The organism is Neptuniibacter sp. QD72_48 (assembly GCF_047778065.1).
Lineage (GTDB): Bacteria > Pseudomonadota > Gammaproteobacteria > Pseudomonadales > Balneatricaceae > Neptuniibacter.
The window spans coordinates 2,098,292-2,120,766 of the sequence record NZ_CP180547.1 but is presented as its reverse complement, the minus strand read 5'-3'; the positions used below and the strand labels follow the sequence as shown (position 1 = coordinate 2,120,766).

15 protein-coding genes are annotated in these 22,475 nt (G+C 43.6%); 9 read left to right on the top strand and 6 right to left on the bottom strand.

Annotation, left to right across the window (positions count from 1 at the left end):
• The first annotated feature begins 44 nt into the window (after nucleotides 1-44).
• A complete protein-coding gene (locus ACMXYX_RS09495) occupies nucleotides 45-404 on the top strand; it encodes a VOC family protein (RefSeq protein ID WP_415881462.1) in 360 nt (119 codons plus the stop codon).
• Nucleotides 405-419: 15 nt separating this feature from the next.
• Here the strand turns inward: ACMXYX_RS09495 and ACMXYX_RS09490 are convergent, their stop codons facing one another.
• Nucleotides 420-2,168 (bottom strand): DEAD/DEAH box helicase family protein, encoded by a 1,749-nt coding sequence (locus tag ACMXYX_RS09490; protein ID WP_415905943.1) that lies wholly within the window; start codon nucleotides 2,166-2,168, stop codon nucleotides 420-422.
• Between the two features lie 247 nt (nucleotides 2,169-2,415).
• Here ACMXYX_RS09490 and ACMXYX_RS09485 point away from each other — a divergent pair, with 247 nt between their 5' ends.
• The 5 genes from ACMXYX_RS09485 to ACMXYX_RS09465 all read left to right on the top strand — a co-directional run bounded on the left by ACMXYX_RS09485 (nucleotide 2,416) and on the right by ACMXYX_RS09465 (nucleotide 11,957).
• A complete protein-coding gene (locus tag ACMXYX_RS09485) occupies nucleotides 2,416-3,033 on the top strand; it encodes a hypothetical protein (protein WP_415881460.1) in 618 nt (205 codons plus the stop codon).
• 18 nt (nucleotides 3,034-3,051) lie between these two features.
• Entirely contained in the window at nucleotides 3,052-5,172 is a 2,121-nt protein-coding gene (locus ACMXYX_RS09480; RefSeq protein ID WP_415905942.1) for a hypothetical protein, read from the top strand.
• 88 nt (nucleotides 5,173-5,260) lie between these two features.
• The gene (locus ACMXYX_RS09475) at nucleotides 5,261-10,174 is read left to right on the top strand and encodes a DNA repair ATPase (protein WP_415905941.1); all 4,914 of its coding nucleotides are present in this window, start codon (nucleotides 5,261-5,263) and stop codon (nucleotides 10,172-10,174) included.
• Nucleotides 10,171-10,887 carry a phospholipase D-like domain-containing protein gene (locus ACMXYX_RS09470; protein ID WP_415881457.1) on the top strand — a complete coding sequence of 239 codons (717 nt, stop codon included), beginning with the start codon at nucleotides 10,171-10,173 and terminating at the stop codon, nucleotides 10,885-10,887. Before ACMXYX_RS09475 ends, ACMXYX_RS09470 begins: the two co-directional genes overlap by 4 nt.
• Nucleotides 10,884-11,957, top strand: coding sequence for a toxic anion resistance protein (locus ACMXYX_RS09465; protein WP_415896337.1), 1,074 nt, complete (start codon nucleotides 10,884-10,886; stop codon nucleotides 11,955-11,957). The genes ACMXYX_RS09470 and ACMXYX_RS09465 overlap by 4 nt, the downstream gene beginning before the upstream one ends.
• A gap of 129 nt (nucleotides 11,958-12,086) precedes the next feature.
• Here ACMXYX_RS09465 and ACMXYX_RS09460 read toward each other — a convergent pair whose 3' ends face one another.
• The 3 genes from ACMXYX_RS09460 to ACMXYX_RS09450 form a co-directional block, all read right to left on the bottom strand.
• The gene (locus ACMXYX_RS09460; protein ID WP_415894209.1) at nucleotides 12,087-13,229 is read right to left on the bottom strand and encodes a DUF5610 domain-containing protein; all 1,143 of its coding nucleotides are present in this window, start codon (nucleotides 13,227-13,229) and stop codon (nucleotides 12,087-12,089) included.
• 158 nt (nucleotides 13,230-13,387) lie between these two features.
• On the bottom strand, nucleotides 13,388-15,373 hold the full coding sequence (locus ACMXYX_RS09455) for a cation:proton antiporter (RefSeq protein ID WP_415905940.1): 1,986 nt from the start codon (nucleotides 15,371-15,373) through the stop codon (nucleotides 13,388-13,390).
• A 41-nt stretch (nucleotides 15,374-15,414) separates the two neighbouring features.
• A complete protein-coding gene (locus tag ACMXYX_RS09450; protein WP_415896336.1) occupies nucleotides 15,415-15,972 on the bottom strand; it encodes a DUF2058 domain-containing protein in 558 nt (185 codons plus the stop codon).
• A gap of 166 nt (nucleotides 15,973-16,138) precedes the next feature.
• Here ACMXYX_RS09450 and ACMXYX_RS09445 point away from each other — a divergent pair, with 166 nt between their 5' ends.
• Nucleotides 16,139-17,131: a serine/threonine protein kinase gene (locus ACMXYX_RS09445; protein ID WP_415896335.1), complete on the top strand. Its 993-nt coding sequence runs from the start codon at nucleotides 16,139-16,141 to the stop codon at nucleotides 17,129-17,131.
• A gap of 18 nt (nucleotides 17,132-17,149) precedes the next feature.
• Here the strand turns inward: ACMXYX_RS09445 and ACMXYX_RS09440 are convergent, their stop codons facing one another.
• Nucleotides 17,150-18,517 (bottom strand): diguanylate cyclase, encoded by a 1,368-nt coding sequence (locus tag ACMXYX_RS09440; RefSeq protein ID WP_415896334.1) that lies wholly within the window; start codon nucleotides 18,515-18,517, stop codon nucleotides 17,150-17,152.
• A gap of 116 nt (nucleotides 18,518-18,633) precedes the next feature.
• Here ACMXYX_RS09440 and ACMXYX_RS09435 point away from each other — a divergent pair, with 116 nt between their 5' ends.
• On the top strand, nucleotides 18,634-20,559 hold the full coding sequence (locus ACMXYX_RS09435; protein ID WP_415896333.1) for a DNA topoisomerase III: 1,926 nt from the start codon (nucleotides 18,634-18,636) through the stop codon (nucleotides 20,557-20,559).
• Between the two features lie 142 nt (nucleotides 20,560-20,701).
• A complete protein-coding gene (locus tag ACMXYX_RS09430; RefSeq protein ID WP_415896332.1) occupies nucleotides 20,702-21,565 on the top strand; it encodes a LysR substrate-binding domain-containing protein in 864 nt (287 codons plus the stop codon).
• Nucleotides 21,566-21,569: 4 nt separating this feature from the next.
• Here the strand turns inward: ACMXYX_RS09430 and ACMXYX_RS09425 are convergent, their stop codons facing one another.
• Nucleotides 21,570-22,460 carry a LysR substrate-binding domain-containing protein gene (locus tag ACMXYX_RS09425; protein WP_415881448.1) on the bottom strand — a complete coding sequence of 297 codons (891 nt, stop codon included), beginning with the start codon at nucleotides 22,458-22,460 and terminating at the stop codon, nucleotides 21,570-21,572.
• Between the last annotated feature and the right edge of the window lie 15 nt (nucleotides 22,461-22,475).

Here is a 22,475-nt window from a genome sequence, read left to right as displayed (position 1 = left end):
ACGCTTTTTGGGTTTTGCAAGTTTTCAAATCAAGAGGATGTGAAATGAGTTCTGCGCACAATCAAATTAATTACATTGAGTTACCGGCTAATAATTTAGGAGGCACTAAGCGCTTTTACTCTGACCTTTTTGACTGGAAGTTTACCGACTATGGGCCTGAATATAGCGCTTTTGAAGGCGCAGGATTAGCGGGTGGTTTTTATAAAGCTGATCTGAAATCCAATTCAAGTAATGGTGCTGCACTGGTGGTTTTGTATAGTACAAACCTTGAGGCGAGTCAGGCGCTAATTGAATCAGCTGGTGGTGAGATCAAAGTACCAATTTTCAGTTTTCCCGGCGGGCGACGTTTTCATTTTCTTGATCCAAATGGCAATGAACTGGCTGTTTGGTCAGATCAAGAATAAAGCTGTGATATCAATTTAAAGCTGGTTAGCTTTACGATATCGACCTTGGTAATCAAATATTCTCTCTTGCACACGCCAATAGTGTTTTTGCTCACGTCCAATGACAAAATCTGGTGCAACTAGAAGTGATTCATAAGCTATCGCTTCTTCTATGTTTGAAAAGTTTTGGGGTGCTTGGCTATTCGCAACCCGGCGCCCAAATATTTCATTAAAGCGCTTTAACTGGGCAGGCTTAGCAAAATCGAAGCTCTCCTTCAGTTCTTCGCCTTCTTCGCCATGATAAATGACCTGAAGCTTGGACTGATTCTGGATCAACGATAATCCAGCACATCGGATCACCATGGCATCTTTCAGTTTCAGTGCATCTTTTAATTGATCGTCTGGGTCGATAATCGCTTTATTGCACTGGTGACATTTACGGGCAGCGATATCATTTTCAGCATTACAGTGAGGGCATTCTTTAAATCGAAAGCGAAAATCACACTGCTCTGAAGGCGTGCCACTTTCGTCGCTTTCAAGCAGACCTTTGCAGCGTCGGCCATGATGCTCAATTACTTTGCCATCGCTGTCTGTTTTACCCCAAAAGATATTGGCAAAGCCACAGGAAGGGCAAAATACTTGTACCGGTTCGGAATCCGGGGAAGGACGTTTTTCACCCACTTCCGGATGATGCAGGTTATAGTTATTGCCCGCGTAGTCGATGACTAAGCAATCTTTCTTTCCAGGGGCGAGCCTCAGACCGCGCCCAACAATCTGTTGATACAGGCTAACAGATTCGGTGGGCCTTAAAATTGCAATTAAATCGACATGGGGAGCATCAAATCCTGTCGTAAGAACGGATACGTTAACCAGATACTTTATTTTCTTAAGCTTGAAGTCACTGATCAAGCGGTCTCTATTTTCGCTGGTGGAGGAACCAGTGATCAAAGCGGTTTGATCTTCGGGAAGGTAAGTGCTGATCTCTTTGGCGTGATCAACTGTTGCTGCAAAGATCATCACGCCTTGGCGATCTTGAGCACGTTCAATTATTTGTTCAATGATCGCCCTAGTGACGCGATTGTATTTTGTTAGTAGATTATTGATATCTTTTTCAGCATAAGTGCCAAATGCAGTTTGATCTAAGGCTGAAAAGTCATATTGCGCGACTGCTGCATCTTCCATTTCTGGAGGAGTTAAGTAGTTACGGCTAATCATGTAACTGAGCGGGAGTTCGTAGATGCAGTTACGAAATGGTTTTTCCTGCTCGCTTCTAACAAAACCACGATAATGCTGCTGATAGATCCAGCCCATCCCCATTCTGTAAGGCGTAGCTGTTAACCCAAGCACTTTTAGGTTGGGATTGATCTCTTGGAGTTTGCTGATGATTCGTCCGTATTGGCTATCTTCGTCGTCATTAATGCGGTGGCACTCGTCGACGATCAGTAACGAATATTCGTTATTAAAAAGATCAATATTCGCTGCTACAGATTGCACACTGGCAAACGTAACCTGTTTTTCGATCTCTTTGCGATTCAAGCCCGCTGCAAAAATACCACCTTCTAAACCATAGCCTTCATACTTAGCGTGATTTTGCTCAACCAACTCTTTGACATGAGCGAGCACCATAATCTTTTTACGTGCTAAACGAGCAAGCTCTGCTATAACAAGGCTTTTTCCTGCACCCGTTGGTAGCACGATCACAGCAGGGTCATCAGTTATGCGGAAGTGATTTAATGTCGCATCAACGGCTTCTTGTTGATAGGGGCGTAGGGTAAACGCACTCATATAAGGTTCAGATCCAATAGAAACAGCTAAAACAGAGTGATTCTAACCTATGAAAGTTAGAAGTCCCATTCAATGGTGATTCTTGATGTTTCTAATGATTAAGCAATTAGTATTTGAGAATGAATACTATTTATTTAGTTACGCATATTGATCATTCATAAAAACAAACATACACTCGATTAAAAGCAGTTTATGACAAAGGAAAGCACAAGGTTTAGTGCGTGGTCATAATAGATAGGACATATTTATGGATTTTCTCTTAGGGTTTTTCTCATTCCCGCTGGCCGTTACGGCAATTCCTTTTTTATTTTTATTTTTGCTAATGCTGATCTCAGTATTAACGGGCTTTGTTGATGATATTCCATTTCTTAGCACCGATGTTGATATGGAGATTGAGGTTGATGCCGAAGTGCCTGGTGGAACTTTGTTACCCGTTGGCATCACCAAAGTTCCGCTGATTATTAGCCTAACCACTGTTAGTTTCGTCGCTACCATACTGCTCTATTACATCGATTCATTTGTCTTGAGTGGAATGAGTGGCGCGGTTTTTTATGGTGCTGCTTCGGGTTCAATCTTGGCAAGCTTATTTGTAAGCCTCTATATTGCGGCTTTCCTACTAAAGCCCCTACAGCCATTGTTTGATCATGAAAAGAGCTTTGCTGCGATTAACTATGTTGGCATGAATGCTGTCGTTCGCTCGAATTCAGTTAACCAGACATTTGGCGAAGCAGTGGTTACTAAGGGCAGTCTGGAAAACCAGCTGGATATTTATTGTGACAGTGACACCCCAATTTCTTATGGCGATGAAGTGCTCATCGTTTCATTAAATCCTGAAAATAAACGATATCTCGTTATCAAAAAATAACTCTTTTTGGAGAACAGCATGGACGCAGGAGCTTCTGTATTCTTTGTTTCAACCACGGGCGTTGTCGCGCTTGTCCTTATCATGTTTTTAACTTCGCGCTACAAAAAAGTACGCCGTGAAGGTGAAGCAATGATTGTAAACGGTACACGAGGTACGCGTGCCTCTCTAACAGGTACGTTTGTATGGCCTGTAGTTAATCGCTACGAATATATGGATATTACCCGTAAAAATATCTCAGTGACTCGAAGCGGTAGTAGAGATCAGGAGGGTGAGGAATATGAAGGCCTTCATTGTAAAGACAATATCCGTGCTGACCTCAAGGTTGATTTTTATATTGGTGTAAATCACGAAGAGCAGGACATTGTTCGTGTCGCTAAACTATTTACGACGCAAGGTGCTTCCGATCCAATGGGTCTTCGCGATCACTTCCAGCCAAAATTCTCTGAAGCGTTGAAAACAGCGGTAAAACAATTTGAGTTTGAAGAACTGCTAACTAACCGTCGCGCTTTCCGTGATGCTGTGGTGGAGGTGATTGGCAGCGAAATGGATGGTTTTAAAATCTATGACGTTGTAATCGATAAAGTGGATCAAACAGCTTTCGATGCCCATAACCCGCAGAATATTTTGGATGTAGAGGGTATTCGTAAGATAGCCTCAATCACTTCTACCAAAAATATCGAAACCAATGCGATCCGTCAGGATGAGCAAACCAATATCAAACAGAAAAACGTTGAAGCGGAAGCTAACCGTAAACAACTTGATAAGCAGCATGCTGAAAACGAAGCCCGCGTACAGCGTGAAATCGAGATCATTGAATCACAGGAACAAGCTCTTACAGAAGAAAAGCGTCAAGAGTATGAACGTCTTGTTGAGGTCGCTAAGCTTGAAACTGAAGAAGAAGTTGAGAAGAAACGTGAGACGGTTCAGTTAGAGGTTGAGCTAACTAAAGCTGCGAATGAGCGTCAATTAGCAATTCAGCAAGAAGAAGTGAACCGCGCTCGTGAAACCGAACGAGTTCGTACCGAGAAAGAGATCTCCCAGCAAGAGATGGAGAAAGAAGCTGCCATCGAAGAATCTAAGAAGTCTGTGGTTGAAACTCGATCGCAGCGTGTAGAGATCGAACGTAAGATCGCTCGTGAAGAGGAAGAGACCAAGAACCTACGTGCTTTCGAAACAGTGGAACGTAGCAAGAAAGTCCAAGTAATCGAAGCGGAAGCAGAAGCTGAGGCCGAAGGTATTAAGGCTATTGCCCATGCTCGTGCAGAGAAAGAAGCAGAAGCGGAACTGGCTGAGAAAAGCCTGATTCGTAATGAGGCCGAACTGAAAATTAAGAACCGTGAAGCTGAGAACGATCTAAATGTTAAAACGCGTAACGCTGAAGCTGAACTGATTGCACAGACTAAAGCCGCTGAAGCCAAAGAGCGCATGGCGAAAGCAACGCGTGAAGAGATTCAGGTTGAAGGTTTGGCTGAAGTTGAAGTTGAGCGTCAACGCGCTGATGCTATTCGTGAAAAAGGCATAGCCGAAGCAGAAAGTTTGCGTGCGATTGGTACTGCAGAAGCGGAAACTATGCAGGCTAAAGGTACAGCGGACGCTGAAGCTAAGCAGGCGATTGGTTTTGCGGAGGCGGAAGCTCTTCAAGCTAAAGGCTTGGCGGAAGCTAAAGCTCAGACTGCTCGTTTTGAAGCTGCTCAAGCACACGATGAGCAGACTCGCGAATACGATAAATGGGTTGTTGAACTACAGAAAGATAAAGAGCTTGAAATGGCTCGAATCGAAGCTCAGCGCCACATGTCCGTTGATAATGCTAAAGCACTTGCTTCTGCGCTTGCTGAAGCTGATATCAAGCTGTTCGGTGGTCAGGGTATGGAAGAACTACGCCGTACAGTTATGGATTCTGCACGAATCGATACGCGCTTTACCAACTCCGAAGTCCTTAACCCATTGGTGCGTGAGTACGTTGAAAATGACCGCAGTTTGCCTGATGACGTCCGTGCGATTCTTGAAAAGTGCAATGTAAATACTGGCGATATGAGCAATATCGCTTTGGCAGGCTTGGCTAATAAGCTAACTAGCAATTCTGATGTACTTACATCACTTAAAGAACTGGTTACTGGTACTGATAAATCAGAATCTTAATCGCATAGGAACTCCAAAGTAACTTTAGCCTCCTTATCACTTAGGAGGCTTTGTTCTTTGGACTAGAGGTCAGTGTAGGGAAAGTTTGATGGATCAGAATCAGGACGTTTTGAACCAGGCCGTTGAATCGGGCGGCGCTTATGAGATCTTAAAAGCGCGCTTAGCCAGCCAAGGGGCTGAACTAAAAGGGTTAGTTGATCAATTAAATAAGGCTCGGCAGGAGGCATTTGGTGCATCCAGTACTGAGCTGGTCGGCAAAGTTAATGTTCATACCCAAAATAACTGTCTGCCTGTCGATATGGCGCAGGTCAACGATCAGTTACTCTTTGGCTATCAGGTATTTGTCGGGCTTAAAGCTGCGCCCGAAGTCAAAGATGTTCTGGGCCTCTACCGCCTATCTGAAACTGATGGACAGTTTCGGATTGATAGTGAGCCTTTAGCAGATTCTTTTCTTGATGATCCCCGCTTTGTTCATTCTTTTAACGAACTTTTTCGTTACTACAGTGATGCAAAATTAGTTCAAATTAGCCGCAGGGATTTTTGGTTATTTGTCGTATTCCAAATTGGTAGTCGTCCAGAAGATCGCAAGGTTTATCGTTGGCAGCTTAAAAATAGTGGTGCGATCGAATATGTAGACGATCAAGGACATAAAGAGTTAGATGGCGTTGGTAATCAGCTTGATGTTGATTGGCGTGAAACCGGGCGTAAGAATCATATAACCGGTGATTACCCTCATGTATCGATTAATGATCGTATCTTTGTTGAGTGTGTTGGCGGTGATCTGACTGTAAAGCTTGAGAACAATACTCAAGAAGGGCGAGGGATCTATTCTGAGCCTGTCGAAGATCCTCATCAAACTGTTGCTGATGCAGAGATAAGTTACGCAGAAGTATCTAGTTTTATTCTGCTACGTATCAGACCAAACCGTGAGAAAGATTACCGATATTTTGTTTACGACAGCCTGACTGAAAAGGTGCAACGGGTCGACTCCATAGGCCAATGCTGTAAGTTGCTACCTGAGGATCACGGTCTGTTATTTGCCAATGGTTACGCTTTGGCGAATGGAGAATTAAAACTCTTCCAAGATGATTGGAGTGGGATGCAATTCTTCCATGATATTCACGCCCCTAATGGTGAAGATGCGTTTTACATTTTCTTCGATCCACAACACGGCGCTTACCTACAATATCAATATAACCTGATAGAAAAGACGGTATCTCCACCTGTATATAGTCATGGTTACAGTTTATATCCTGACGGACGCATGCTGGTTTTCCGTGTCAGTGATAATGCTGAAGCCAGTAAAACCCACCCTATGCGTATTTGGCAGACGCCTTTCATGAGTGCCGATCTTTATGAAGCATCGCGACAAGAGGGTGGTGAAGGTTTTTATCGCAATTTAGGGAATGCCGAGTTAGTGAAAGGTATTTCTGAATTGAATTCGGTCATTCAAATGACCAAAACGACAGAAGTTAGCCAAACACTTTATGAAGCCTTGGTAACTCATTGTGGTGCAGCAGTCGATCAATATCATTGGTTAACGGATACAGAATCTCAAGGCGTTGACCATAAACTATCTGAATTAGCGACCACGGCTGAACAGATCATTGATGAGTTCGCTAAAGTCCGAACACTGCAGAAACAAGCGAAACAACAAACTGAAGAGCAAGCTCAGAAGCAGCATGATCTCCTAGGTAGAATTAAGCTAGTTCCGTCGGATAGCACAACCGATCTGATCGAATTATTAGACGAGACCAAGTCGCAGCTTGGCCACGTCATTAGCCTGCGTGAAATGCGTTATGTCAACGCTAGCCAGCTTGATGAAATGGAAGTTGCGTTAGAAGAAGCTAGAAGTGGCTTGAACGCTAAGTTACTAGAGCTTTTACAACAAGAGAAAGCTTACCAACCTTATCTAAAGCGCATCGATAAATTGGATTTGGCGCTTCCAGAAACTGAAAAAACAGCTGCATTAGACCTTTTAGCTGAAGATGCCGGAAAGATTCGAAGAGATCTTAATCTGGTCAACCAAGAAGTTTCAGATATTGAAACTGATGATCCTACTAGCACGACAAAAATCCTTGATCTAACGACTGAGGTGATGGCGCGGTTAAACGCTACCGAAGCGCGTTTACGTAATCGTCGTTCCGAATTAAGAGATGGCGAAGCTAAAGCTGAATTTGCATCACAGCTGAAACTCCTTACTCAGGCGATGACATCTGCTCTTGGCCAAGTTGATACACCGGAAGCCTGTGATGATCAACTTGCACGTTTAATGGGAATTGTAGATAAGCTTGAAAGTCGATTTGCTGAATTCGATCAGTATCTAGCGGAGATCTATAACAGACGGGACGAAGTTCAAGCAGCCTTTGAAGCACAGAAGCAGCAGCTTTTATCTGCTCGACAAAAGCGAGTTGAAAATATTAGCCAAGCAGCTCAAATCACGCTGAAAAGTATCCAAAAGCGTGTAGGGAAATTCGCTGAGCTTGACGACCTGAATAGCTATTTTGCAGCAGATGCGATGGTGCAGAAGTATCGCCAATTATGTAAAGACGTTCAGGATCTTGGAGATAGCGTCAAAGCTGATGAATTAAGTGGTCGCATCAAAGCACTGCAGGATCAATCTCTACGTTCACTCCGAGATAATCAAGATATCTTCGAGCAGGGCGGCGATATCTTACGACTTGGTCGACACAAATTTAGCGTCAATCAACAGCCCTTAGAACTTACTTTAGTCGATCGAGATGATGGTCTTAATTTACACCTAACGGGGACTGACTTTTACCAGCCGGTCGTTGATGATGAGTTTCTGCGTTTACGTAAATACGCAGCGATGGACGTTAGTTCGGAAAGTAATGATGTCTATCGAGCGGAGTATCTGGCTTATCTTATTTTAACTTCGGCAGAATCAAAGCAATCTGGCCTGTCATTGGATCTTCTAGTCAAAGCCGCAAGTGAAAATGAATTGCAGCCTTTAGTTGATAAGTTTGCAGCCCCTCGGTATCGAGAGGGCTATGTTAAAGGTGTACATGACAAAGATGCAGGGACATTACTCAAGGCTATTATGCCGGTGTACGCCGATGCTGGTTTATTAAGGTTTAGTCAGCAAATACGTACAACGGGTTTACTGTTTATCGCAGGGCTCGATAACAGTGCAGCTGATGCACTTAAGAAACAATGCCGTTCAGCCTTGCTAATGCAAAAAGAGTTGGGTTCAGATAGTGCATTTGATGTGCTATTAGAAAATTACCAAACTCAAGTTTGTGAATGTCCAATACTAGCTAAACAAGCGCTTGAATATTTGATGTATCAGTTTGGCTTAGATCAGCAGGTCTCTGTTAGCCGTGATGCCGCCGAACTTGCAGAAAATTACTTAGCATTCAGGCATGGATTAGATTGGCGTAAAAACCAAGAAAGCCTAGCAGAACAATATCAGGATCACTTACTTTGGGTTGAAGCCTACTGTGAACATCATAAAGAGGGTATTGAGTTTGTTACAGAGGCCGCTTTAATTGCAGCCTTATCTGACAGTAGCATCCATCTAACCCCTGTCGATTTCTCTTTGAGTATCAAGGTAAACGGCTTGTTAGGTGAACACCTTCGCGTTGAAGAGGGTAAGTGGAGCGAGACCATCAATGATTGGTTAGATCGCTGTCGTCACCACATTGAAACGGTCGTACCTGCATACGAAAAATACCTTTCTCAACGTCAAGAGATGTTAGAAAAGCAAAGAGAGACGATGCGCATACAAGAGTTTGTCGCTAGGCCGCTAACCTCTTTTGTGCGTAACAAGTTGATCAGTGAATCCTATCTAAAATTGATGGGCGATAACTTTGCTAAGCAGATGGGTACAACCGGCGATGATCGTCGAACTGACCAGATGGGGATGTTACTACTTATATCTCCCCCGGGTTACGGTAAAACCACATTGATCGAATATATCGCCGGTAAGTTGGGCTTGGTATTTATGAAGATCAATTGCCCCTCTTTAGGCCATGATGTTGTATCACTAGATCCAAATGATGCACCAAACGCAACCGCTGCAAATGAGGTTAATAAAATTAACCTTGCGCTGGAAATGGGTAATAACGTGATGCTGTATCTAGATGATATTCAGCATACAAATCCTGAATTCTTGCAGAAATTTATCTCCTTAAGTGATGGTACTCGTCGAATTGACGGTGTTTGGAACGGTGTTACTAAAACTTACGATATGCGTGGTCGAAAGTTCTCAATCGTTATGGCGGGTAACCCTTATACCGAATCTGGGGATGTGTTCAAAATTCCAGACATGCTAGCTAACCGAGCAGATATTTATAACCTCGGTGATATGCTATCTGATCAGCGTGATGCATTCGAGCTTTCGTACATTGAAAACTCTTTAACCTCTAACAGAGTGTTGGCTCCGCTGGCCAATAGAAATCTACAAGACCTCTACAAACTCGTAGATATGGCACGTGGGCAAAATATCCCGCTTTCTGATTTAGAACATAGTTATTCTTCAGCAGAAGCTTCCGAAATTGTAGCTGTGCTAGAGAAGATGCTTAAGGTTCAGCAAGTTGTACTCACTGTAAACCAGCAATATATCGCTTCAGCTGCAACCGCCGAGCAGTATCGTATAGAACCACCTTTCAAGCTTCAGGGTAGTTACCGAAATATGAACAAGCTTGCCGAAAAGGTGGTGTCGGTCATGACCGATGATGAGCTGGAGACACTTATTAATGATCACTACATTGGTGAGGCACAAACCCTGACTCATGGCGCTGAAGAAAACCTGCTTAAATTGGCTGAACTGAGAGGCATTTTAGATGATGAGTCTGAAGAGCGTTGGGACACCATTAAGCAGCGCTTTACTCGATCCTTAGAGGCGGGTGAGGGAGAAGATGCCGGCGATCGAATGGTCAACCAGATGGTTGATGTGAATCGGAACATTCGCCTGATCGCTTGGGCAATGATGCGTGCAACTAAGGAAATTGAAGCCGCAGAGGAGCTAGAGGAAATATGATTACTCAAATGGATATTGAGAAAATGCTGGTTGATAGCTTTGAGGACCAACGTCTCTCCTCAGACGAAAGAGTTGAACTTCGAGAGTTGATTGAGGAACTCGCAGATCAACCAGAACTGCAATCGTTTACGCGTAATAAAGCTTTTTCAATTGCAAAGAATTCTGCGGAAAATGGCTTAATTGAGATCGCTTCTCTGAATTGGTTGGACAAGGTTGTTAAGACACTAGACAACACGGGTAAATCAGCGCCTATCAGAACTCAGGCAGCTTTTTCGCCGGGAGACGATTGTAGATCTCTGATTCAACAGGAGATAAAACGTAGTCAGAAATCTATAGATATCTGTGTTTTCACAATTACCGATCAGCCGCTACGTGACGCTATTCTAGCTGCACATAAACGAGGAATTAAGGTTCGTATCCTTACAGATCAGGATAAAGCGAACGATTTAGGTAGCGATATCGACTATCTAATGCATAAAGGAGTGGATGTGCTTTTGGACACGAGCCCATGGCACATGCACCATAAATTTGCCCTGTTTGATGGGGTGAGACTACTGAATGGAAGTTTTAATTGGACGCGTTCAGCAAGCGATCGTAATCAAGAGAACTTAACGCTGACGGACAATCAAGAAATCGTATCGGCATTTGCCGCTGAATTTGAAGCACTATGGACTCGTCACAGCAGTGTGCGGGTAGAGAGGGAGCCAGCATGACACAGGAAATAAGCACTCAAATCGAGAAGTTTGAACCGAGTCAAATGACTGAAGAGCAGCAGCAACGTGCGGTTGCCATTTCGCAGGATTATGACCCCTTAGACTCTATGGCGACAATTACCTTTGGCAAAGAGGCGATGGAAAGCATCACCGCTTTTTCAGATCAGGTGTTAGAGCAAGTCCGTACTAAAGATACTGGAGAAGCGGGAGATATCCTAGAAGCGATGGTGACTCAGATGAAGAGCTCCCGCTTTGAAGATATTAAACCTGATTCATACCTCTCGCGTTTACCTCTTATCGGTGAGCTTTTCCAAACTTTCGGTAAGTTTGTAAAAGGTTTTGATTCGGTTAAAGGCCGTTTAGATGAATTAGAACAAAAACTAAATGCCCAAGGTCATCGTCTTGAGAAAGATATTGTTCAGCTAGATGGTTTGTATGATGAAAACTTAAACTTGCTGCAACAGTTAGATATCTACTTAGAAGCGGGTCAAATCACGCTTGATCGACTGAATAACGAGCAGATTCCTGAGCTAAGTAAGTTGGCTGAGACCAGTGGTGATCCAGTAGATAGTCAAAAACTACGAGATCTACAGCAAGCAACAGGTCGCCTAGAAAAACGCCTGCATAACTTAAAACAAGCGCGCCTAGCTGCGTTGCAAACTGCACCTCAAATCCGATTGTCTCAAGAGGGTAACAAAATGTTGATGGAAGATATTCAAGATATCATCCATAACACTATCCCTCTATGGAAGCGTCAGTTCCTTATTGCGATCTCTAACTATGAGAAAGAGAAAGCGCTCAAGGTTACGCGTACAGTTAAGGATTACACCAACCAACAGTACCTGCAAAATGCTCAAAAGCTACAAAGCCTAGAAGAGCAGATCGCGGAAAATTACCAGCGTGGTATTTTGGATCTGGATACCCTAAAAGAAGTTAACCAAATCACTATCGATACGCTAAACAACACGCTTAAGCACTACGAAGAAGGTCGTCGTATGCGTCAAGAAGCTGAGAAGGCTATTACTCAAGCTGAGGAAGAGCTAAAACAAGCGCTGATGCAGACAGTATAAAAAGATTAAACCTCTTGTTATTTAATAAAGGCTAATGTTGTTCATTAGCCTTTTTTATTTTTAAAGCGTATAAAAAAAAACCGGCCTAAGTAGGCCGGTTTAAAGTATCGCAGCGATTAAGAAGGGGGGTTAATCGTCTGCGTCGTCCTGATCAAACCGGGTCATAAGGTCACGCAAAAGACCGAAGTTATCATCCAGTTTGCTCTGGGATTCTTCATCAGCATCTTTGTAGCGGATATCTTGATGAATCAAGCTGTCCAATAGATCTACCCCGAATAATGAACTGTCTTCTAAGAACGCCATGGCTGGGTTAGCAACCAAATTATCGAAGTTGTTCATCATCTGGCCTAAGTGGCGGCCATTATTGCCTAATGGGTTATCTAGTTGTTGCACTTGCTCATAAGCAGCTACCGCTGAGTAACTTGCTGATTGAGTCATAGTTACATTCAAGTTCATCAACTCGGATTTGTCCATTTCAAATTCAGCTGCTTGTTCAAAAGCGTCTTGAACATCACCGCTGAAGAAGTCTTCGGCAATAAGATTGATATCCTGAATTAGGGTTGTCAGCGCGTCTAACTCGTCTTCGTTTAGATCACCCTCAACACTAAAGCTATAGCTACTGCTGGCGCTACGCTCAAGGCCGAAAGATACAGCGCTACTGTTACCGTCAGAGTAGGCGCCTAAAGAGGCTGTTTGACTTGCTTCACTGTTGAAACGAATTGAAACTTTGTCTCCTTCCTGGGTCATGACATCAAGGGAGAAAGACTCAGCTTTTGAATAACGTTCAGCAGCAGAGATAGAAGTCTGGCGTGTGGACGCTGTTTCGTTGGTAGGCGCAAGGCCGGCCAGCGCTTCGAACGTCAGATCTTTGGTTTGCTCGATTGTTGCGGAGATATCAGGGGTTAACATATTGAGATCTTCTAGAATCTCAGTTGCTTCTTTAAAGCCTTTTTCTACACCTGAAACGGCCGCTTTATACATACGATCTAGGTCAGCATCAGACGCTCCGCGGGCACGGGCTTGTTCAAGGCCTTGTGCTACAAAGTCGGAGATACGTGATGCAACTTTTTCCGGAGAGTAGTCATTTGCGTCGAGACTTTTCATCTCTGACACGCTCATACCCGGAATGTTTTCTGCTAGTTTGGCTACTAACTTATCTGCCGCAGATGCAGAACGACCGTTGCTATCTTTACCATCAGCAAACCCACCAGTAACCAGTGTTTCCTGGCGAACCTGAGAGTAGGCTGCTTGGCTGCTTAATAGAACTTGCACGGTGTTTTCCTCCACAGACAAAAAAGGATCAAATGATCCCATTGTTTTAGTTGTACTACTAAATATAAGAGGGTTATCGACGTTTTGTTGAGAGACTTTAATAAAAAGCGTATCTGATGAAATTGTTTCATCTAAAGGTTAGAGGGAAGAAGTAAGAACTATTTCCCATCTTGGATGATCGATTCAGCTATTTCAATTTTATCATTAGGCCCTTGAAGGATAATGATATCGCCCTGTTGGATATGAGTATCTCCACTTGGGTTGTGCTCTGAGTGATCGCCACGACGGATCATTGCAACAGAGACTTGGTGTTTGGATAAAGGTATATCTCGTAAAGTTTTACCGATCGACTTACAGTTATTTTCAATTTGAACGGGATGCAGTATCTCTTTCATACGGCCTGTACTATCAATTTTTTCGGAATGCTGGCCGTGATAGTAGCCATGTAGGAGGTTGTACCTTTCGGCGCGCACTTGATTGATTTGCTGTTCAATCTGTTGATGGTTGATACCCAGCATCGATAACACATGGGATACCATCATTAAACTACCTTCCAATGCTTCCGGAATGATTTCGGTTGCTCCTGCTTTCTGGAATGCTTCTATCTGAGAATCATCGCGTGTTCTGACCAATATAGGCAGCGTCACAAAGCGTGTGCGGATATGCTTGAGTGCTTGCATCGCTGTTTCGGCTTCTGGAAAACTGAGAATCAACATCCGAGCACGATCAGCACCAACCGCCGCCATGACATCATCACGTTTAGCATCACCAAAACAGATGTGTTCACCAGCGGTAGCAGCCTCCATAACTCTCACTGGATCATTATCTACGACGATGTAAGGAATGTTTGCTTGGTCCAAAAAGCGCGCGATAATTTGCCCTACACGGCCGAAGCCACAAATAATCACATGTTTGTCTAGGTTATGCGGATTCAGTTGGCTAGCGTCAGGTAATTTTTGTTGTTTTGATTCAATTGGATCATCTTTGTGCAGCAAGCGGCTGAGACTATATGTGTGGTTCATCAAAATTGGGGTCACAATCATACTGATGATAATCGTCGAGACTACGATGGTATTGATATCAGGTTCAATAAGATTGTTACCTAAGGCTAAAGCTAATAGAGCAAAACCGAATTCACCCCCTTGGCTAAGGCTTAAACCCGCTCTTAAGGCATTTACTGGGTCTTTATGTAGCAATGTACCGAGTAGAGTGATAATAAAAGTCTTTAATAGGATTAAGCTGACACTGAACAGGATAATCCAATACCAGCTATCAATTAGAGCAGACAGATCTAATTGCATCCCTACAGAAACAAAGAATAGTCCCAAGAGTACATCTCTGAACGGCCGTATATCTGCTTCTAATTGATACCTGTAACGACTCTCACCCAACATCATTCCTGCTAAGAATCCACCGAGGGCCATCGATAAACCTGCAGCGTGAGTAATCCAAGCGGCCAAAAGGGCAGCAGCCAGTGTAGTAAGAACAAACACATCGCTGGAGCCGCTACGTGCTGATTCATGGAACAGCAATGGCATCACAATATGGCCAACCAGTAATAGGATAATGAGTAGTGTTGAGCCCTCAAGTAGCATCAACGCTATTTCGGCACTGTCAATTTCTGTTGCTGAACTACTGAGTGTTGGGACAACGATCAGGAAGAATACAGCCGCTAAGTCTTGGAAGATTAATGTACCAACTGAAAGTTGACCGTGAGGGCTGTTGAGTTCATCTCGCTGGATGAGCTCGCGACTTACAATCGCTGTAGACGATAGGGCGAGTGCACCGGCGATGACTAAAGAGGTAGTTTGTGGAAGGCCAAAAATATTACAGACAGCCATCAAGCAGGCTGCGGTGATGATTACCTGTAAACTACCCAGCCCAAATACAGCCTTTCGCATGGCAAACATACGAGAGACAGAAAATTCTAAGCCGAGCATAAAGAGTAAAAAAACAACCCCAAGCTCACTGAGTAGCTCTATGCTATGGGTGTCTTTGATGACCCCTAAACTATAAGGGCCTACGATAGCGCCAACACTTAAGTAAGCAAGGAGAGGAGGGAGTTTGATACGCCGAAACAGGGTTGTGGCAACAACGGCACAACACAAAATGACCAAAAATTGCTCGAAAAAACCCTGTGACATGCGTTTCCCTTACTACATGAAGACGCTTTTGATGTGCGGAATTACCACATCAGGTCGTCTGGAATCTTATAATCCGCGTACGGATCATCTTCTTCTGGTTCTTCTTCCGGCTGAACGCGAATAACGTAATTTGGCAGACGTTGTTCAATCTTTTCTGCAAATTTATCTGGGATCAAATAGAACTTCTCATCTAAAACAGCGATCGCTACTTGACCACGGAACAGTTGTCCTTGAATAAGCGAAGTAACATACATAGTTTTAACTTTATTATCGTATACAAAGTTGTAACTTACTTCGGCACCTTCTGGCAGTTCGATCTGTTGCTGTGTGATCATCTGACGGCATTGCGCTTCAATCTCTTTGTTACGGCGCTCTTCGTCACGTTGACGATTCAGTTCACGATCATGCTCTTGCTTAGCTTTACGCTGTTCTTCTAGCGCCAGCTTTTTCTCTGCTTGCGTATCAACAACTTGCTGGCCCGATTTGCGTGCCTTTTTCGCTTTTTTGTTTTGCTTACGCTTTTCAGTATCTGCTTGCTTAGCTTTTTTCTGGTCAACCAGTCCCATATTTAGCAACTGATCTTTAAGTGAACCTGCCATAACTTACTCGTACTACTTCTGTTGATTATTTGGGAACTATAACAAAAGTTAACGCTACTATTTAAAAAATAACGGAAAATAGGGCAAATCTATTAGGAATTTGACTTGTTCACCTATGGGCTAAAGCGTACCCTGCATCTGCAATTATTTTATAGCTGGATTTTTTATGTCTGAACATGACCTAACACACCCTTTTGAACGGTTAACGCCATCTTTTTTGATGGATGCAATCGAAAGCCAAGGACATTGGTGTGATGGTCGTACATTTCCTCTGAATAGCTACGAGAACCGTGTTTATCAGGTGGGTATAGAAGACCGAGAGCCGATGATTGCAAAGTTCTATCGCCCGCAGCGTTGGAGCCGAGAGCAAATTTTAGAAGAGCATGAGTTTAGTTTCGATTTAGCGGAGCAGTCTCTACCTGCAGTTACGCCTTGGCGAAATGAAAAGGGAGACACCCTGTTTGATTATGATGGGTTCATGTTTTCGTTGTTTCCTCGTCGTGGAGGACATGCTCCCGAACTAGATAATTTAGATAACCTCTTCACTCTAGGGCGGCTACTTGGACGAATGCATCTGGTAGGAGCTTCTAAAAAATTCACTCATAGGCCGACATTAACCAGCCAAACGTTTGGCCATGACAGTGTTGCATTTTTAAGTGATCGGTTTATTCCAGCAGAGCTTAAACCTGCTTACGACTCTGTCGCTAGGGATCTTCTACAGGGTGTCGATGAAATCTTAAAAGCTTGTGGTGAGATAGAACATATTCGTGTTCATGGTGATTGTCATTCAGGCAACATGCTATGGCGTGATGATGCACCTCATTTTGTCGATTTCGATGACGCCCGTATGGCCCCTGCGATGCAGGATATTTGGATGCTGCTGTCGGGCGATCGACATGAACAGACACAGCAGTTGTCTGAAATTGTTGATGGCTACAATGAGTTTTGCGATTTTAAACTCAAAGAGCTGCGCTTGATTGAGGTGCTTCGTAGCCTAAGGATAATGCATTATAGTGCTTGGCTTGGCCGCCGTTGGGAAGATCCTGCGTTTCCGCACAGTTTCGGATGGTTTAATACTGAACGTTACTGGGGGGAGCATATCCTCCAGCTACGAGAGCAATTAGCTTTACTGGATGAAGAGCCTTTGAAGCTTCTTTAAAGGGTTGATCTGAAAGTGCTACAGCTGCTTAGTAGTGACAACCATATTTCGACCGCGGTCTTTGGCTAAGAATAGGGCATCGTCAGCACCGCTGACTAGCTGGTCATAATTAGTGTAGTTAGAATCCAAGGTGGCGCAGCCTAGGCTTGCTGAAAGCGTATGATATGCGCCACGTAGTTTTATTTTGGTATTCAGTGCTTTTCTAATTCTTTCAGCGCAAGCTTGGGCATCAGCCTCGTCGCTATGAGGTAACAAAACAATAAACTCTTCGCCACCATAACGTGCTGCAATATCTCCAACTCTTAACATTGATTCGATTATCTTGGCCGACTTTTGAAGCACATAATCTCCTGCTTGATGGCCATAGTTATCATTAATTTGCTTAAAAAAATCTAAGTCGATCATGATGATCGATAAAGGTAGTTGATATCTTTGTGCTCGATGTATTTCTGTATCTGCTAGTTCTCTGAAATGCTGCCTATTAAAGAGTGATGTAAGGGGGTCACTAATCGAGCGTTGATAAGTTTTGTTTAATAGGCTGCACGTAAAACCGCTGAGTAAACCGAGAATCAGAGAGCCTAGGGTTGCCCAACCAGTTAAATATGACATCGGTACGCCATGCACATGCTCATCATTATCAAGTCGCGCTGAAAGTTGCCAAAAACCTCCGGGTACTTCTATGAAGCCGCTAAGGTATTCATCTTCAAATACTGATGTAGAACCGAAAAATACGTCCCCTTGCTTGCCTTTGGCGTCACTTCCACGGATAGCATAAGTTGCAAGTTCATCGCTTAAAGCTAACCCAGTCTCTTTGAATATTCGATCTAAATCTATGATGAGGGTAATGAACCCCCAGAATTTAGTTTCTGTATCTTCTCGGTTGTAAAGGGGTTGTCTGGCAATGACTCCTCTTCCTCCTTGAATTAGATCTAATGGACCTGCCATGATCATCTCTTTCATCGCTATAGATCGCTCCACGACTTCTCTTTGTTCGGGGATTTTTCGTAGGTTTAATCCAATCACTTTATTGCCATCAATGATGGGGTAAATGTACTTAACGATTGCATCGGGAGCCAATTGAGCTTGTCGAATGGTTGTTCTAGTGGACAAAAACCGTGTGGCCAAAACCTGAAAGTCGTTTTCATCTATATCGTTTTGTAGCAAAAGTAGTGATTCCAAAGCTTCGATAATGATGAGGTTGTCATCCAGCGCGAGCTGAATGCGCGAAGTGAGATAATTGATTCTAGCTTCAACCTGCGCTTTATCTTGTTGATCATGGATATTGTGATCTAATTTAACCAGCCATCCAGTAGTAACAAATGCACATGCGGTGACGATTAGGCCGACCAGCCAAGGTAAACAAAATCGAAGTGTAAATTTCCGCATGCTCTGAACACACCACTGCAAATTTCGGTGAATATACATAAGCGTAGCTGTTTTTTCTGGAATGACAGGAGTGTTTAGATTACTCTTGAGCTGTTTTTATATACAGTACTTTGAGTATGCGTTTATTCATAGCCGAAAAGCCAAGTTTAGGTAGGGCCATTGCAGATGTGTTGCCTAAGCCATTAAAAAAAGAAGATGGTTGTATTCGTGCCGCAAATGGTGATGTGGTTAGTTGGTGTTTCGGTCATCTTTTGGAATTGGCTGAACCGAGTGAATATGACCCGCGGTTTAAACAATGGAACCTACAGCACCTTCCCATTGTCCCTTCTGAATGGAAGATGCAGGCCAAGCCAAAAACGCGTAAGCAGATAGCGTTACTAAGAAAACTCTGTAAAGAGGCTGAAGAGCTTGTTCATGCAGGAGATCCTGATCGTGAGGGGCAGCTGTTGGTTGATGAAGTAATCGACTTTCTGAAACTGCCCCAGTATAAGCGCCAAAGCATGAAACGCTGCCTGATCAGCGACCTCAACCCAAGTGCTGTGAAAAAAGCGATTGCGCAGTTAAGAGATAACCGTGAATTTATTCCTCTTTCTGTATCAGCTTTGGCACGGAGTCGAGCAGATTGGCTTTACGGTATTAATCTAACTCGTGCATATACGTTGCAAGGGCAATCAGCAGGCTATCAAGGGGTTTTATCAGTTGGAAGGGTGCAGACACCGGTACTGGGATTGGTGGTAAGACGTGATCAGGCGATCGATGACTTCAAAGCAAAACCATTTTATGAAGTCCTAGCTCATCTCAAGACAGATACCGAAGAGAGATTTAAAGCTAAATGGCAGCCGAGTGAAGCTTGTCAAAAATGGCAGGATGAAGAAGGGCGAGTACTCTCTAGACCATTAGCGGAAAACGTTGCTGGGCGGATTACAGCTAAACCGGGCGAAGTAACTGCAGTAGATAAAAAGCCTAAAAAGGCTGGGGCTCCACTCCCTTACAATTTATCTGCGTTGCAAATTGATGCGAATAAACGTTTTGCTTTAAATGCTCAGCAAGTTTTAGATACCTGCCAAAGCTTGTATGAAAAACATAAGCTAATTACTTATCCGCGTTCAGACTGTCGCTACTTACCCCAAGGGCATTTTGCTGAGGGCGCTAAAGTATCTTCAGCTGTCTTTAAGCATTGCCCGCAGTTTCAACCGCATCAAAGCCAGATTGACTTAAGCAAAAAAGGAAAGGCTTGGAACGATCGCAAAGTTGAAGCCCATCATGCAATTATTCCGACCAGCAAAACCGTAGACTTTTCTCGTCTTAATAAAACTGAGCAGCAAGTGTATGAGCTGGTGGCAAGACAGTATCTGATCCAGTTTATGCCAGATCATCGCTATTCAGAAACACGAGTCGAGGTGTTGATTGAAGGCGGCAGGTTTACTGCTTCCGCTAAACAAGTATTCGATATCGGCTGGAAGGTCCTGTTTGGTAAAAAAGAGGGCGAGGACGATCAAGTACAACTTCCTAATCTCACTGTGGGGCAGGTTCTCTACTGTGAGCAAGGTGAGGTCGTAGATAAAGAAACTCAGCCACCTAAACCTTTTACCGATGCCACCCTTTTAGCAGCCATGACAGGTATTGCGCGATTTGTTGAAGATACCGATGTTAAAAAGGTGCTTAAGGAAACTGATGGTTTAGGCACCGAAGCGACTAGAGCAGGCATCATCGAATTACTGTTTAAACGGGGTTTCTTGCAGCGTCAGGGTAAAACTATTCGTAGTACTGATACAGGTAGAGCGCTCATAAATAGCTTACCAGATAATGCGAGCAAGCCTGATATGACTGCTCGTTGGGAGGCTTCATTGAATGATATTAGTGAGCAGAAATTAAATTATCAAACATTTATGCAGCCTTTGACTGAAGAGATCTCTTTGATGATTCAGAAAGCAAGTAGCATGGATGTGCAACTGCTACGTCATATCAAACAACAGCCGAAACCTGCTTATAAGAAAACACGTAGAAGGAAGACCAAACCCAAAGCTAAATCCAAAGCTTAAGATGAATAAAGCTATCTAGTTGGGCAGTTAATCTATTTAGGGTTTATCTCAATATCTTGTGCTCTATATTTCTCATATAATGACGATTTTATGTAAGTCGTTCACTTCTGATGAACTAGGCATTGGAAGCGCAGGGTAATTTATGGAACTTCTCTCACTCAAAACCTTTAAATACGTGGTTGAATTCGGTGGCGTTCAAGCGGCATCGAAAGAGCTACATACTGTTCAATCTAACGTCACCGCACGAATCAAAAGGTTGGAAGAAGAGATAGGTTCGCCCCTGTTTTATCGTAAAGGGCGCAAACTTGAGCTGACGCCTACCGGTTATACCTTGATGGATTACGCTAACCAACTGCTACAGTTAGAACATCAAGCCAGTATCGCTGTTAAACAAGTAGGAGAAGCGACAGGGGAGATTAGGATTGGTTCTATGGAATCTTTCGCCGCTGTTCGTATGCCTGGCCTGATCCAATCCCTACGAAAAAAACACCCTAATCTGTTACCTAGAGTGCAAACAGAAACCAGTGGTCAATTGATTGAAGCTGTTCTTAATTACAAGCTGGATTGTGCCTTTGTCGGTGGGCCTGTACAGCACAAGGATCTTGTTTGTCGTCAGGTGTTAATGGAAGAGCTGGTTTTGGCCACTGCGAAAGGAGTGGATGTTCCAGACTCGTTAATCATGTTCAGACAAGGCTGTGCGTACAGAGATAAGGCTCTAAATTGGCTACGTGATAACGGCAGATTAGACACTGAGGTGTTAGATATGGGAACTCAAGAAGGGATTTTGGGTTGTGTGGCTGTGGGTTTGGGTTTCACCTTAGTACCTAGGAAGGTGGCAGAAGAGTCGAGGTATGCAAAAGATCTAAATCTCGAGGTGCTCGATGATCAGTTTAGCCAGATACCTACAATTATGATTACGCATAAAAATGCTATTGATATGGCAGGCATAGATACTTTACTAGCGCTGTTTGATGGTAAACCGCCTGAGTGGGAATCAGCTGCTTAAGTAGCTATTTAAGCCAAGGATGGGCTTTTAGATTTTCAACAACATGGTCTAGGAATAAACGGACCTTAGGATTTAGGTTTTTACGGCTAGGGTAGAGCGCGTGGATACCTACAGTAGGCACCTTATAATCGGCTAATACTTCTTTTATCTCCCCTGACTCAAGTTCATCAATGCAGAACGCTTTCGGTAAGCGAGCAATCCCCAAATTACGTTTAAGCATCTCCAGGCTGAAGCTCAAGCTATTCGCACGTAAACGGAAGTTAATGGAAACCGCTTTACCTTCATTCCAGTTTTCAAAGACCCATTCATTGGAGTTTAGATGAGTGCCGATACATTGATGTTCTTTTAAATCGTCTGGAGTTAGTGGTTCACCAAATCGATCTATATAGGCTTGGCTGGCATATAACTTAGAAGACGCATTGGCGATCTTACGCCCTACGAGGCTCGAGTCATCTAAATTTCCTACACGCAGTGCTAAGTCGATACCTTCTTGGACAAGATCGACGACACGAGGGCTGAGCTCTATATCGATCTGAATGAGCGGGTACTTCTCCATAAAACTGGAGATGAGATCATTCATAATGAATATCCCAATTTCAGGCGGCATGGTAATGCGTAACCTACCCTTGGGTTCACCTTGGGTGGAGGTTACGTGATTCTCGATATCTTCTAGTTCAGAAAAAAGGGGGAGGCAGCGTTCGTAGAAGTTTTGGCCGTCAGCTGTGAGGTTTAACTTACGAGTCGTACGTTGTAAAAGTCTTAAACCTAAGTCATCTTCTAGTTGAGTAATGCGTCGGCTAATAGTCGATTTTTGAATGCCTAATTTATCCGCGGCTGCGGTAAATCCATTGTGCTCAATAACCTGAATAAACAAACGGACGTCATTAAGATTCATAAACGGCTACAACTA

What these genes read in the sequence shown, in the direction of transcription:
- ACMXYX_RS09465 (WP_415896337.1), top strand. Translation starts at nt 10,884, where the DNA reads ATGACACAGGAAATAAGCACTCAAATCGAGAAGTTTGAACCGAGTCAA.
- ACMXYX_RS09455 (WP_415905940.1), bottom strand. Translation starts at nt 15,373, where the DNA reads ATGTCACAGGGTTTTTTCGAGCAATTTTTGGTCATTTTGTGTTGTGCC.
- ACMXYX_RS09430 (WP_415896332.1), top strand. Translation starts at nt 20,702, where the DNA reads ATGGAACTTCTCTCACTCAAAACCTTTAAATACGTGGTTGAATTCGGT.
- ACMXYX_RS09480 (WP_415905942.1), top strand. Translation starts at nt 3,052, where the DNA reads ATGGACGCAGGAGCTTCTGTATTCTTTGTTTCAACCACGGGCGTTGTC.
- ACMXYX_RS09440 (WP_415896334.1), bottom strand. Translation starts at nt 18,517, where the DNA reads ATGCGGAAATTTACACTTCGATTTTGTTTACCTTGGCTGGTCGGCCTA.
- ACMXYX_RS09485 (WP_415881460.1), top strand. Translation starts at nt 2,416, where the DNA reads ATGGATTTTCTCTTAGGGTTTTTCTCATTCCCGCTGGCCGTTACGGCA.
- ACMXYX_RS09435 (WP_415896333.1), top strand. Translation starts at nt 18,634, where the DNA reads ATGCGTTTATTCATAGCCGAAAAGCCAAGTTTAGGTAGGGCCATTGCA.
- ACMXYX_RS09445 (WP_415896335.1), top strand. Translation starts at nt 16,139, where the DNA reads ATGTCTGAACATGACCTAACACACCCTTTTGAACGGTTAACGCCATCT.
- ACMXYX_RS09475 (WP_415905941.1), top strand. Translation starts at nt 5,261, where the DNA reads ATGGATCAGAATCAGGACGTTTTGAACCAGGCCGTTGAATCGGGCGGC.
- ACMXYX_RS09450 (WP_415896336.1), bottom strand. Translation starts at nt 15,972, where the DNA reads ATGGCAGGTTCACTTAAAGATCAGTTGCTAAATATGGGACTGGTTGAC.
- ACMXYX_RS09495 (WP_415881462.1), top strand. Translation starts at nt 45, where the DNA reads ATGAGTTCTGCGCACAATCAAATTAATTACATTGAGTTACCGGCTAAT.
- ACMXYX_RS09490 (WP_415905943.1), bottom strand. Translation starts at nt 2,168, where the DNA reads ATGAGTGCGTTTACCCTACGCCCCTATCAACAAGAAGCCGTTGATGCG.
- ACMXYX_RS09470 (WP_415881457.1), top strand. Translation starts at nt 10,171, where the DNA reads ATGATTACTCAAATGGATATTGAGAAAATGCTGGTTGATAGCTTTGAG.
- ACMXYX_RS09425 (WP_415881448.1), bottom strand. Translation starts at nt 22,460, where the DNA reads ATGAATCTTAATGACGTCCGTTTGTTTATTCAGGTTATTGAGCACAAT.